This window comes from Streptomyces sp. NPDC002853 (assembly GCF_053591915.1).
In genome coordinates this window covers 74,790-87,078 of the sequence record NZ_JBSFUS010000002.1, presented here as the reverse complement: position 1 = coordinate 87,078, position 12,289 = coordinate 74,790, and the positions used below count along the sequence as shown (strand labels likewise).

12 protein-coding genes are annotated in these 12,289 nt (G+C 68.1%); 7 read left to right on the top strand and 5 right to left on the bottom strand.

Features of this window, described 5'->3' with window-relative positions; translation table 11 throughout:
* Window positions 1–10: 10 nt before the first annotated feature.
* Window positions 11–484: a transposase gene (locus ACWD02_RS04850; RefSeq protein ID WP_451204528.1), complete on the bottom strand. Its 474-nt coding sequence runs from the start codon at window positions 482–484 to the stop codon at window positions 11–13.
* A gap of 391 nt (window positions 485–875) precedes the next feature.
* Here ACWD02_RS04850 and ACWD02_RS04845 point away from each other — a divergent pair, with 391 nt between their 5' ends.
* From ACWD02_RS04845 to ACWD02_RS04830, 4 genes are all read left to right on the top strand, one after another.
* Window positions 876–1,343: a hypothetical protein gene (locus ACWD02_RS04845; RefSeq protein ID WP_451204526.1), complete on the top strand. Its 468-nt coding sequence runs from the start codon at window positions 876–878 to the stop codon at window positions 1,341–1,343.
* Between the two features lie 90 nt (window positions 1,344–1,433).
* Window positions 1,434–1,868, top strand: coding sequence for a BON domain-containing protein (locus ACWD02_RS04840; protein WP_451204524.1), 435 nt, complete (start codon window positions 1,434–1,436; stop codon window positions 1,866–1,868).
* Between the two features lie 114 nt (window positions 1,869–1,982).
* A complete protein-coding gene (locus ACWD02_RS04835) occupies window positions 1,983–2,357 on the top strand; it encodes an STAS domain-containing protein (RefSeq protein ID WP_451204522.1) in 375 nt (124 codons plus the stop codon).
* A 1,290-nt stretch (window positions 2,358–3,647) separates the two neighbouring features.
* A complete protein-coding gene (locus tag ACWD02_RS04830) occupies window positions 3,648–3,914 on the top strand; it encodes a MarR family transcriptional regulator (RefSeq protein WP_451204520.1) in 267 nt (88 codons plus the stop codon).
* Between the two features lie 602 nt (window positions 3,915–4,516).
* Here the strand turns inward: ACWD02_RS04830 and ACWD02_RS04825 are convergent.
* Window positions 4,517–5,659, bottom strand: coding sequence for an FAD-dependent monooxygenase (locus ACWD02_RS04825; RefSeq protein ID WP_451204517.1), 1,143 nt, complete (start codon window positions 5,657–5,659; stop codon window positions 4,517–4,519).
* A gap of 170 nt (window positions 5,660–5,829) precedes the next feature.
* On the opposite strand from ACWD02_RS04825, the gene ACWD02_RS04820 reads away from it, so the two are divergent.
* Window positions 5,830–6,174: an ArsR/SmtB family transcription factor gene (locus ACWD02_RS04820; RefSeq protein ID WP_451204515.1), complete on the top strand. Its 345-nt coding sequence runs from the start codon at window positions 5,830–5,832 to the stop codon at window positions 6,172–6,174.
* A 535-nt stretch (window positions 6,175–6,709) separates the two neighbouring features.
* On the opposite strand, the gene ACWD02_RS04815 is transcribed toward ACWD02_RS04820, so the two are convergent.
* The 3 genes from ACWD02_RS04815 to ACWD02_RS04805 all read right to left on the bottom strand — a co-directional run bounded on the left by ACWD02_RS04815 (window position 6,710) and on the right by ACWD02_RS04805 (window position 8,478).
* The gene (locus ACWD02_RS04815; RefSeq protein ID WP_451204513.1) at window positions 6,710–7,459 is read right to left on the bottom strand and encodes an anti-sigma factor; all 750 of its coding nucleotides are present in this window, start codon (window positions 7,457–7,459) and stop codon (window positions 6,710–6,712) included.
* Window positions 7,456–8,040 carry an ECF RNA polymerase sigma factor SigK gene (gene sigK, locus ACWD02_RS04810; protein ID WP_451204511.1) on the bottom strand — a complete coding sequence of 195 codons (585 nt, stop codon included), beginning with the start codon at window positions 8,038–8,040 and terminating at the stop codon, window positions 7,456–7,458. Before sigK ends, ACWD02_RS04815 begins: the two co-directional genes overlap by 4 nt.
* A 174-nt stretch (window positions 8,041–8,214) precedes the next feature.
* Complete coding sequence (locus ACWD02_RS04805; RefSeq protein ID WP_451204509.1) at window positions 8,215–8,478, bottom strand: chaplin; 264 nt, start codon at window positions 8,476–8,478, stop codon at window positions 8,215–8,217.
* A 531-nt stretch (window positions 8,479–9,009) separates the two neighbouring features.
* Between ACWD02_RS04805 and ACWD02_RS04800 the strand changes: the two genes are divergently transcribed.
* Both ACWD02_RS04800 and ACWD02_RS04795 read left to right on the top strand, forming a co-directional pair.
* Entirely contained in the window at window positions 9,010–10,668 is a 1,659-nt protein-coding gene (locus ACWD02_RS04800; RefSeq protein ID WP_451204507.1) for a molybdopterin-dependent oxidoreductase, read from the top strand.
* A 96-nt stretch (window positions 10,669–10,764) separates the two neighbouring features.
* The gene (locus ACWD02_RS04795) at window positions 10,765–11,424 is read left to right on the top strand and encodes a fasciclin domain-containing protein (RefSeq protein WP_451205840.1); all 660 of its coding nucleotides are present in this window, start codon (window positions 10,765–10,767) and stop codon (window positions 11,422–11,424) included.
* Window positions 11,425–12,289: the final 865 nt, after the last annotated feature.

Sequence of the window (12,289 nt, the reverse complement as noted above, 5' to 3'; positions counted from 1 at the left end):
GCTGGATTCCTCAAATGGTGTACGCATATCGGCGCCGCAGTAGGCGAGTTGGTGGTGTCGGCCTGCCCCAGATCCAGGGGTTGGCGTGGGCGTTGAGCTGGTCGGTCGCCAGGGTGGTGGCGTATGCGATGTCGTCGCGGTTGGCGATTGACCGGCCGGCGAGGGCGGCCTTGCGGAAGATGCGCCACCAGCCTTCCTGCAGGTTGAGCCAGCAGGCGCCCACTGGGATGAAGGCATGGTGGATGCGGGGATGGTCCTCGAGCCAGGTCCGGGTGGACACGCTGTTGTGACTGGACAGGTTGTCAGTAACGATGCATATCTCTCCCTCCGGGTTGGCGTCCTCGATCAGTTGCAGGAACTGCTGGTAGTACTCGCTGTTGCGGGAGGACGCGGTCATCGTGACTGCCTGGCCGTCGGCTGGTCGCAGGCCGCCGTAGAGGGCGATCGCCGGCGCCCGTAGCCCCGACCAACTCAGCTCGATCATCCGGGCCCGCATCACTGCATCGCGCGGCGCCTTCCATGCCCGCGACAAGCGGCGAACGACCGTCCGCTCGTCCTCGTCACGCCCTGGCCGTGCCCGTAAAACCATCGTCCAGCACCCGCCCCTGAGCACCATCAACTACCCCGCCACCAGGACATATACCTAGCGAAAGAGGAATCCAGCACTAGTCCCCGCTGCCCTATGGCTGTTCATTTCTGTACCGTTCTGAGGTCCCTGGGGCGACTGCGAACGTTCGGGTACGGTCTGGTCGGTGTCGTCCCGGCGGAGCAGAAGTGTTCCGCGAGCCGAAGGGGCTGATCGGCTGGCTCCCACCGGCCGCGCCGACCGCCGCAGGAGCGGGCCGCCGGGCAGGGTGATCGTTGTGAGCGAATCCATGAGCGATGAGAACAGGCCCGATGCCGCGCACGAGCGGCCCGAGGGTGTCAGCGACGCCACGGTGAAAGCCCTGGGGACGCTGTCGGAGGCGTTGGAAACGGTAGAGCGGGCTCGGGGGCATCTGTTCGCCTTTCACCAGCTCACCGGAGGGGCCGACCTGAAGCTGGGGGAGGCTGTCGAGCAACTGCGGGCCGCGGGCCACGCCACGCAGGCGGAGCTGGTGGCGCGCGAGATCGTGGGGCGCAACGTCATCCCCGGCCACTGGACGTTCCAGATCGTCGAGGCGTACAACGCCACCTACTACCAGCCGTTCACCGACGTGGAAGAGCGAGTGCGCCAGGAACTCGCCGATGGCCGGCCCCACCTGTACGAGGCGGAGATGAAAGAGTCCCGCCGCACCCGGGGGCACCCCGACCACACCGCTCGGCCGCCGCTGCCTCCCAGCCCGGAGGATGCAAGCACGTGATCTCGACAGGACCGACCCAGCCGGCCATCGGGCCTTGTCTTTGACGGGGCAGATCCCGACCGGGTGCCGCTGGCCGCCTAAGCTGGGCGCATGATGCGGTACACGTTCCCGCGGGAAGCGGGCCACCAGCTCAAGGCGGCCTTGTCGGGCGAGCCGGACAGGGCCGCAGCTCAGCTCAAGGAACGCCTCGAGCAGATGGAACTGACCCACGATCACTTCCGAATCAGGGTGGAGGGGTCCTGTGTCATCGTGGCCGGGGATTCCGCGATGCAGGAGCAGAAGGAGCACATCCTGCTCGCGCTGGGCAACGTCGCGGGCGTCACGGAGGTGGAGGACCAGGTCGCCGCCGGGCAGGAAGGCCAGGTCCCGCGCTTCGTCACCGTCCGGGACGGCGAGAGCCTCGGCGACGTCGCGCTGCGCACCTACGGCGACGCGGACGTCCAGCCGCTGCTGCGCGCCAACCGCCCCGCCCTGGCCGATGCCGCCGGAATCTATGCCGGCCTGGTTCTGCGTGCCCCGGCCTAGCCCGCACGCGGTCCGGCCTGCCCAGCCTGACGGCCGTACGGCCTTGTGCAGCTGTACAGAACCCGATGACCTGCGCAAAAAGGTCTGGCGCAGGGGCGAGCTAGACTTTTTGCCATGACACTGGGAGCCGCGGTGTGCGTGCAGGACCGGCGTGGTGCCCTGGTGGTTGCCGGCCTGTCCGGCGCCCTGGACTATGCGACCGAAGAGGCGCTACGAGCTGACTTGAGCGATCTGGTTGCCCAGGGAGCCCGGACCGTGGTCCTGGACATGGCCGACGTGGTCTTCTTCGATTCCTCAGGCATCCGGCTGCTGCTCGGGCTGTGGCACCGGGTGCAGAACCTCGACGGTTCGCTGTCCCTGACCGCTGTTCCACTCTCGGTGCAGCGCATCCTGAGCCGCTTGGGTCTCGATTGCGTCCTGCCGGTGTATGACACGGCCGGTGCAGCGCTGGCCGCCCATCGTGCTGAAGCCGAGCCCTGCGCAGACTAGGGGAACCGAAGCGCGGACTGCAGGCGAGTTGCCCAGGCGCGCCGCGCCCCATCGCAGCTCGCTCGCCACGCGATGTCGGTGCAGCACACGTTTCCCTGCAGGAAGCGACCGGCTCCCCAGCACCCCTGGGCCGAGGATGCTGGCTTGCCAGCCGGTGGAAAGCCGTCGGTTGTAGGGCGGCCAGGCCGACCCCGAGGACCGCGGAACAGGGGAGCGGACCGACTTGCCCATCCCGACGTCACGCAGCCGTTCTTGAGAGAACCTGCTGCCCGCTGGCGCGAAACCACGCACCGACCCGATCAACGACCGGACGAAAATCCGCAGGCAAATGGCCCGCTACTCGCTAGAGCCGCATCTGCGTCATCCACCTCGGGCGCGTGCGCTGAACGACATCCTGATGCCCGAACTAGGCGGGACTGGAACGGTGTTCTTCGGCGCATTACATATCCGCTGAGCGCGGTCCGCTATCCGCTGAGCGCGGTCCGCGGGTAGTCGCATGAGCAGTTCTCGCCCTCCGGGACGGCTTATGATCACCGTCGGGCCCCGGGCCCGTTCGCAAGGGGATCTGACGTGCCCGCGGCCCGGTCAGCGGCGTACTGGGGGGCTGCGGTGGAACTGGGGGCGGCCAGCCGCCACCGCGTTCGGGTTCGGCGACGGCCGGGGCGCGAGGGACCGAGCCCCCCGATCGGCCCTCACACAAGTCCCCCCGGGCGGTTCTGAAGTCAGTCGGCGGCTTGCGGCTAGCTGACCAGCGGAGCCATGTCCGCTTCCGATCATTCCGGCTTCCTTCTACTCTCAGATCAGGTGACGTTGGGCTCTGGCCCGCACCGCCGGCTCCCTGACCCGGAGCCGTGACCGACTGCCGAGGCCGGCTGGAGCCGCACCACCGACACGCGGCTCCAGCCGCTGCCCTTTAAGGCACCAGCGAGGCGACGCCCGCAGCCTCGCAGCGCCGGCGGGGGCATCCCTCGCGCGAGGATCGAGGGGGAGCCTTGATCCTCGCGCCCTCCGGCCGCCGCCGCCGCACAGCGCGCGGCGGCCGGACCCTACGTCTTCCGGCTCCCCCATCACGGGCACGGCATGTCCGTGAGCCCCTGGTCTTTACCCGCCGACCCCCCACGCGGCACAGGAGGCTACTTTCGCCTGCAATACGCGCGACAATATACGAGAGGAAGTTCCGGCATCGCCGTGCTGGTGTCTGCGCAATCACGGGGCAGGTCGGCAAGGAAAGGCAGAAGGGCCATGGCCAGCGAGGCTGGAGGGTGGACGTTCCTAACGAACCATGCGCGAGTGCTGCTGGCCATCGCACGCGAACCGGCCGTGCCGCTGCGACAGGTGGCAGCTGCCTGCCGGATCTCCGAGCGCACCGCTCAGGCGGTCGTGGCCGATCTGGAACAGGCGGGCTATCTGCACCGTCGACGGGTGGGGCGGTGCAATCAGTACACGCTGTGCCTGGACGGCACGTTCCGCCACCCCGCAGAGGCCGGGATTTCGGTGCGTGCCCTGGTGGAGCTTTTCGACGACCGTAAAGCGGCCGCCGCCGAACCCGCAGGCTGAAGCGAGGAAGCCATGGTCATGCAGCAGGGCAAGGACACCGGCCTCCGACTGGCGAAACGACTCCCGTTCAGAGGCTCTGGTCCACTTGGTGTGGTCGCGTACGCAGCGTGACTGTCGATCTTCTGGTGACGGTGTCTGAGATAGCCCGAAAATCGCCCGGCCGGTGGCTCGTGTGGCCGACAGTGCTGTGCCGTGACAAGAAGATCGCTCGTGTGCGTGAGCGGAGTTTCCGCGGGAGGCGCCAGCCCTTCAGGGCGGCCATGGCTTGCTCGCCGAGGCAACGGATCCGGGCGTGGGTGCTGTTGTGCCGACGTTGCCGCAGCTTGATAGGCAGGCCGCGGACGTGCGCCCGGGTGGTGCCGCCGGCGCCTTGATAGGCCTTGTCCGTCCAGCACTTCACCTCCGCGTCGCGGGGGGTGTAGTCCCCCACAGCACCGGTGTCGTGGCGAGCGCCGGGAACGGTGGGTGAGGCCGACAGCAGTCGATCTGCCGCATCGGCGACGGCCTGCCACGCCGGGCTCGTCGGACCTGGCGGTGCCGACCCGGTTGGGAGCTACAGGGGAGCTGCGCACCGGCCGGTGACCGGTCGGTGCGGGCTCGGTCTACCGGTTCGCGGCTTCGCGAGAGGCGATCCGGTTCGTGCGACCGACCGCGCGGCCCACCGCGTTGCGCACCGCGAGGCCCGGCCGGGTGCGGGGCACCATGAGCCTGGAGAGCAGACCGACGCGTCGCTGTCGCGGGTCTACCTCGCGGCGGAGCCGCGACTCGTAGGCGGCGAAGGCGCGGGCGTGATCATCGGGATGGGCGGCGAGCTCTTCCGCGAGGGCGTACGCGCCCGCCATCGCCATGCTGGACCCGTCACCCAGCAGGGCTGTCGCCGCCGCCGCGTCCCCGAGCAGTACGACCCGTCCGCGGGACCACGAGGGCACCCGGACGGTGGTCAGGGGGTCGAAGAACGGAGCTGGGTGGTCGAGGAACGCCGCCACGAGTTCCGGTGCCCGCCACCGCACGTCGGCGTAGGCGTCGGCCACGGTCTGCTTGTGAAGGGCGATGTTCTTGCGGTCGTGGGGCGCCGGCTGTGCGGCCCGGAAAGTGAAGATCGCGAGCGGGGTGGTCCGCGAGGGGTGGAGGACCAGCATCCGGTTCGGCACGGTCAGCATCGTCATCTCACTCGGGTCCTCGATGGCGTCGGGTTCCAGCGGGACGGTCGCGCCGTACAGGCCCAGGTCGCTCGCGAACTGCTGCGCGGGGCCGAATACCAGGCGCCGTACGGTGGAGTGCATCCCGTCGGCACCGACTACCAAGTCGAAGCGCCGTGGCGCGGCCCGCCGGAAGGTAACGTCCACCCCGCCTTCATCCTGGTCGAGAGCGGTGACCGTGTCGTCGAACAAGAACTCGGCCTCGGTCTGCGCCGACCGGTGGAGCACCTCGGACAGGTCGGCTCGGGTCACCTCGACCGTCGGCGCCTTGTCCGAGGCGAGCGGGAGCTGCAGGATTCGCCTGCCGCCGGGGTCGAGCAGGGTCAGCGACCGATTGCGGGTGGCGAGCTCGCGGAGCTGCGGGAGGGCGCCCATGCGCTCGGCGACCGGGATCGCGGGCCCCTTCACGACGATCGCGCTACCACCGGAGCGCAGCTGCCGGGCGTGTTCGACGACCGTCGGCCGGTAGCCATTGCGGGAGAGCCAGTACGCGAGTGCGGGTCCTGCGATTCCGGCACCGACTATCAGCACCTCGGGCTTCTTCATGGCGATGACCTCTCGGAGTGTCGATGACCAGGTCCCCGGCGAGTGCCGGGCCGGGCCTGAGGGAGCGGCGGCACGGGGTGGTGCAACCGGACCAAGGTACGATCAATTTCGTACCTCAGGGAAGCATGCCCTTCAGGTACGATGCAAGTCATACCTGAAGGAGGTGCCGCGTGGCCGGGAGAAACCTGGTCGGCCCGGAGGCCGATGCGCTCGATCTGGGTGCGGTGTTTCGCGCCCTCGCCGACGAGCACCGCCGTTCGGTGATGACGCAGTTGGCCGCCGACCGCAGCGACAGCGAGCGGGGCTGCAACTCGTTCGATCTTCCGATCTCGAAGCAGACCCAGACCCACCACTTCCGGGTCCTGCGCGAGGCAGGTCTCATTGACGAGATCGACTACGGCAACCGCAAGGGCATCCGACTACGACGCGCGGACATCGACAAGAGATTCCCCGGGCTGCTCACGCTCCTGGGTGCAGAGTCCCCGGGCGGTACTGCCCCTCGTGAGCACAGCTGAGCACACCGGAAGGAGTCCGAGTGGGCCCTGAGAGCCGCGAGCCCGACCGGATCCAGCTCGCGCCCGGCTCGCAGGTAGCCGAGCACGACGCGGGCACAAATGGGATCGGTGTCGCTTCGACCACCGTCCCGCGCTCGTGATCGGCGCCGAACTCTTGCGCACACTCCCTCACGCCCACACCCACTGAGGTTTCCTCAACCTGCGTGCGGAGCAGGGCCACTGAGGGGGTGAGGGCGGGGTCCGAACGAGCCGCCGCTCTGAACCGCTTCCGCTCCTCTTCCAGCCCCGGCAAGCCACCGAGCACAACAGGCCAGTGACGCACCGCACTACCGCCGCTGAGGGCCGGATGCCTGGCCGCAACTTCAAATGAAACAACCTTGGGCCAGCGTCCCTGACAGACAACATCATCTGAGACGTGGAACGCTGGACTGGCGAGGGGCCTCGCCGCACCGGAACCGAGCGCCGCATGGATGCCAGGCACGTACTCCCGGCCCAGCGCCATGGTGCCGGCGAAACCTGGGGACGGCCCGGGCTGTCATGCGGGGAAGTCGATCAGGCCGACGGGCGGGAGGGTCGGTGTCTTGGAGCCTCCCGCGGGTTCGACGGTGATGCCCATGCCGGTTGCCTGGCCGATGGTGCCCTCCATGAGGGTGAGCTGGTTGCTCTGGTCGCGGTCGAGGAGTCCCGCGGGACGCATGGTGCCGTCGTCGTTGAACCAGAGCTCGTAAACCTTGCCCTCGGGGAGCGCGTCGAGGCCGGAGGCGGTGAAGACCGCTTGGTTCTGACTCGCCGATGTCACGACGACGCCGCGGGCTCCGTCGGGCAGAGCCTCGGCGTGGGTTCGCGCGTCGTCGGCGGCCAGAACGGCCGCCACTTGATCCGCATTGGCTTCGGCCCGGCTTGCCTGCTCGCGGGCCTGCTGGGCTTGTTGATGCTGCCAGGTCGCCACGCCGCCCAGGGCTGCGGCGGCCAGGCAGGCAGCCAGCATGAACCGGCGGAGCCACAACGTGCTTCGGGCCGATATGGGCACGTGCGCCTCACGCACGGTGTGCGGGGGCTCTTGGCGGACGTTGGGGATCTTTCCGAGGACGGACCGCTTGAGTGCGGCAGACGGGGCAAGGGTGACGGCGAGTGCCAGCCGGCCGGCCGTGGCGGCGAATTCCGCCACCTCCTGGCGGCAGTCCGAGCACAGGGCCAGATGCTCCTCGAACATCGCGCGCTCGTCGGGTTCGAGAGCGTCGAGTGCGTATGCTCCGGACAGGGTGTGAGGTTCGGCCGTGGTCATGTCGCCACCCCCAGGCAGTCCCGGAGTCGGATCAGTCCGTCCCGCATGCGGGTCTTGACCGTGCCCAGTGAGGTGGACAGACGTTCGGCCACTTCTCGGTAGGTCAAGCCCTGGTAGTAGGCCAGGTTGATCGACTCGCGTTGGATGTCGGTGAGCGTCTCCAGGCAGCGCACCACGTCTTCGCGTTCCTGGCGGGCTTCGACCTCCGCCGCGGTCACGTCGAATTCCGGTAGCCGGTCGCGCAGGGCGGCACGTTCTTCCCGTGCGGCGCAGGCCACGACCGAGCGGACGCGGTCCACCGCGCGCCGATGCGCCAGCGTGAGCACCCAGTTCATCACTGATCCCCGTTCCGGCCGGTAGTCGGCGGCGTGACGCCACACTTCCACCAGCACTTCCTGCGTCACTTCCTCGGACTGCGCCACATCACGCACCACGGCCCGCACGATCCCGAAGACCGGGCCGGCGACAAACTCGTACAGTCTTCCGAATGCCTGCTCGTCGCCGCCGGTGACCTGTTTCATCACTGCGGCGAGATCCGGTTCGTCGTCCGGTTTGCCGCCGATGAACACCGCTTTCCTCATGCCGTCATCATCGCCGACCCGAGCAGTGACGTACTCGCCATGGCCTTCGAGTGGCGGTAGTGATTCGTTGCCGACGGCCGGGCGGATTGGTAATGCGGAAATGACGGCGCTGACCTGCTCTGGGCCACGATGCGGGGTCCTGGCCCAGAGCAGGTATAGGGCGCTTAGGGGCGGCTAGTTCCACGCGCTCCCGTGGTGGGAGCTGTTGACGCAGGTATTGCCGAAGGCCGGGTTCAGCAGGCCAATCACGCTGACCGTGTTGCCACAGGCGTTGACGGGCACGTGGACGGGCACCTGGACGACGTTGCCGGAAAGCAGGCCGGGTGAGTGGGCGGCAATCGCTTCGGCGCCGCTGTCCGCGGATGCCGCGCCGGCGCCGCCCAGGATGGCCGCGCCTACGGCGACCAGCAGCGACGCGCTCTTGAGAAGACGAGACATGGAACTACCTCACAGGGATGGAGAACCAGCGGGCAAGGACGGTGGGTCCCTGCCCGCGAGAGATGCTGTTGCGCCCCTCGACCGGTTCTCCGTTGGCGTCAGACGGCCGGATTGGCCTGGACGCCGCATATCACCCGCACGAACCAACGATGGGCCGTGCGGCGGGCATTGGTCAGTGAGCGCAGGCTCCGAATTCCTCGTGCCGGGCCCGGGCGGCGTACGTATCGTCGTCCTGCTTCTCGTGGGGAGGGGGCGGAGCAAAGCGGTGCTGAAGGATCTCTCCACGCACCTGCGCTATCAGGGCGTCGAACTCTTCGTCTGTCATCTCGCCATCACCTCCCTGTCTGCACGTAATCCGGAGCGACCCAGATCACCGGATTGGTCCGCTTGACGCCCACTTCCGCAGCGCCCTCCACGAGGCCCGGAGGGGAGATTCGGAGCGGTGGACCTGTTGGATTGGTCGAGAAGAAATTTCTCCCTCAAATGAGTGTGGGACCAATCCGCACCCCGCCGCCGCTCCGGATAGCCGGTGTGAGCAAAGAAGCGAAGACATCGAGGCATCGCACAGGCTTGTGGCGCCTTGGCGGGCTCGGCGCCTTGAGTGGTCTGCTGGCGGGTTACTCCGCGCTGGCCACGGCCGAGCTCGTGTCTGCCGCGGTACGCCCCGAGTCCAGCCCCGTGATCGCGGTGGGCGGGGCCGCGATCGACCGCACGCCGGCCGCGGTGAAGGACTGGGCGATCCGCGAATTCGGAACGAACGACAAACTCGTCCTGCAGCTCGGCATCCTGGCCGTCCTCACCCTTCTCGCGCTCGCCCTGGGAGCGCTGGCGGCCCGATACCGTCGCGTCGGCTCGGCCGGAGTCCTCCTGTTCGGCGTGGTCGGAGCGTTCGCCGCGACGGGGCGGCCCGACTCCACCAGCGCCATGGACGCGCTGCCGTCGGTGGCCGGTGCCGTGGTCGGAGCAGGGCTCTTGTATTACCTGGTCGGGCACCTGCGGTCGCGCAAGAGTCCGGATCCCGCCGACGTCGAAGAGCCGTTGACCGCAGGTGGCGTGACGGCTCCTGCGACCGCGCAGCCCGCTCACCACGAGGAAGCGGGCTGGGACCGGCGGGGGTTCATCGTCGCCGCAACGGCTGCGGCGGCCGCCTCTACCGGGGCCGGTCTCCTGGGCCGATCGCTCAACGGCGCTCAGGGCCAGGATGCCGTCGCCTCCCGCAAGCAGGTCATGCTGCCCGCCCCGGCCTCGGCCGCCTCGCCCGTCCCCAAGGGGGCCGCGCTGCGGATCAAGGACATCAGCCCGTTCGTGACGCCCAACAAGGACTTCTACCGCGTCGACACCGCGCTGGTGGTTCCCAAGGTCGACGCGACCTCATGGAAGCTGCGGATCCACGGCAAGGGCGTCACCCGCGAGATGACGGTGTCCTTCGACGATCTGCTGCAACGTGAGCTGATCGAGCGCGACATCACCCTGACCTGTGTGTCCAACGAGGTCGGCGGCCCCTACGTCGGCAACGCCCGCTGGATCGGGGTCCGCCTGGCCGACCTGCTGACGGAGTGCGGCGTGAAGCCCCCCTCACGGGGCGGCCCCGCGGACCAGCTGGTGTCCCGCTCCGTCGACGGGATGACCATCGGCACCCCCGTCGAGGACGTCATGGACGGCCGTGACGCGCTGCTCGCCCTCGGTATGAACGGCGAGCCCCTCTCCTTCGTGCACGGCTTCCCCGTACGCATGCTGGTCCCCGGCCTCTACGGCTACGTGTCCGCCTGCAAGTGGATCCAGGACATCGAACTCACCACCTTCGACGACTACGACTCCTACTGGGTGAAGCGGGACTGGGCCCGCAAAGCCCCTATCAAAACCCAGTCCCGCATCGACACACCCAAACCCTTCGCCCGGCCCAAAGCAGGCACCGTCATGATCGCCGGAGTCGCCTGGGCCCAGCACCGCGGCATCGACAAGGTCGAAATCCGCATCGACGACGGCCCCTGGCGCCAGGCAGATCTGGCCGCCGAGGACACCCGCGACACCTGGCGCCAGTGGTCCTTCCCCTGGAAAGCCACCTCCGGCGGCCACACCCTCACGGTCCGGGCCACCGACCGCACGGGCCAGACCCAGACCCAGGAGCGGACCCGCACCATCCCCGACGGGGCCAGCGGCTGGCACTCGGTGGTGGTCACCGTGGATTGACCAGCCGCTGACCGCGGCCATGCGCCGGCCCGGCCAGCACCCTCCCCGTCTTTCTGTACTGCACGAAGAAACAATCAAGGAGTAGAAATGAACGCCATCACCCGCCGTACACGCCGTGGAGCCCTCGTTCTTGCCGCGGCAGCGATCCTGCCGCTGGCCCTGACCGCCTGCTCCAGTGACGACGGCAAGGACAAGGCGTCCTCGGACTCGAAGTCGTCTGCCGCTTCGGACACAGCCACCGACAAGGGCAAGGAAAGCGCCGGCGACACGGGCACCATGGACGAGCCGTTCGGCCCGGCCTGTGCCTCCGTGCCCAAGGACGGCAAGGGCAGCTTCGACGGCATGGCCAAGGACCCGGTCGCCACTGCCGCGTCCAACAACCCCGAACTGTCCACCCTCGTGACCGCGGTCAAGAAGGCGGGCCTGGTCGACACGCTGAACAACGCCAAGAACATCAGCGTGTTCGCGCCCACCAACGACGCCTTCGCCAAGATTCCCAAGGCTGACCTGGACAAGGTCCTGAGCGACAAGGCCACGCTCACCAAGATCCTCACCTACCACGTCGTGGGCCAGAAGCTGGCGCCCAAGGACTTGGAGAACGGCTCGTTCGAGACGCTGGAGAAGTCCAAGCTGACGACTGCCGGGTCGGGTGAGTCCTACAAGGTCAACAACTCCGCCAACGTCGGCTGCGGCAACGTCAAGACCGCCAACGCCAACGTCTACATCATCGACACAGTCCTCATGCCGAAGATGTGACAACCGGCAGGTGCGAGGGGCCGGCCATGCGCATACGCCGCCCCTCGCACCCCAGGGCCCTGCAAGGACGTTGCCGCGGTGGCGGGAGCACCAGCGGGGCCGCTTGGAGACATGAACCGACAACCGGACGCCCATACGGCAGCGAGCGCATTTCCCCGACGCCACACGACACGGGAGGCGCAGGCGGCAACCGCCTGCCCAGATGATCACCCAAGGGGCAGCGATCATAGGAGAGCGGGCCGAGCGGTCCGCCCCAAGCTGCCCGGTTCCAGACGCTCTGACAGCTTGCATGACGACATGCAGAAGACTGAAAAGCCGCTCGTCGCCGACCAACAGAGCCTCGCGGGTGCGGTCGGTGACCGAAGACGTTCTACGCCCTCAACGGAAGATCCAGAACTCACACAAGCGGTCAGATCCAGCATAAAGAGATGTTTTTTGGTTTTGCCCCAATCCGTATCCCACTCCGGCGTCGAATTCCTGGTGGGAGGACACACTCACTCAACCTGCTGCGCCTCCCGGCCAACCTCGCCCCGGTATGCGGATAGCACCGGGAGAAGGAAGGGATCTGGCCATGAACAGAACACGATCCCGTGCCGCGTGGTGTGCCGCCGTGATGACGGGAGCCTTCGCTTTCGCGGGAACCACGGCAGCCGGGGGGAGCGCCCACGCCTCAAACGGGCACCCAAGCCCGTGGATCCACACCTCGTCACCACACTGGGATGCACGCGCTCACGCGGCGCCAGCAGTGGTGATCACGTGGTCCGACACCTATGTCCGCGACGCTCCCTACCGGCACGCACCAGCGACTTCCGTCCTTGCCCCGGGCGCGCACATCCAGCTCTTCTGCCAGACCAATGGCGACTGG

Coding starts and splice junctions, on each gene's coding strand:
- ACWD02_RS04825 (WP_451204517.1), bottom strand. CDS start 5,659: ATGAAGAAGCCCGAGGTGCTGATAGTCGGTGCCGGAATCGCAGGACCC.
- ACWD02_RS04840 (WP_451204524.1), top strand. CDS start 1,434: ATGATGCGGTACACGTTCCCGCGGGAAGCGGGCCACCAGCTCAAGGCG.
- sigK (WP_451204511.1), bottom strand. CDS start 8,040: ATGAGGAAAGCGGTGTTCATCGGCGGCAAACCGGACGACGAACCGGAT.
- ACWD02_RS04845 (WP_451204526.1), top strand. CDS start 876: ATGAGCGATGAGAACAGGCCCGATGCCGCGCACGAGCGGCCCGAGGGT.
- ACWD02_RS04850 (WP_451204528.1), bottom strand. CDS start 484: ATGATCGAGCTGAGTTGGTCGGGGCTACGGGCGCCGGCGATCGCCCTC.
- ACWD02_RS04815 (WP_451204513.1), bottom strand. CDS start 7,459: ATGACCACGGCCGAACCTCACACCCTGTCCGGAGCATACGCACTCGAC.
- ACWD02_RS04835 (WP_451204522.1), top strand. CDS start 1,983: ATGACACTGGGAGCCGCGGTGTGCGTGCAGGACCGGCGTGGTGCCCTG.
- ACWD02_RS04805 (WP_451204509.1), bottom strand. CDS start 8,478: ATGTCTCGTCTTCTCAAGAGCGCGTCGCTGCTGGTCGCCGTAGGCGCG.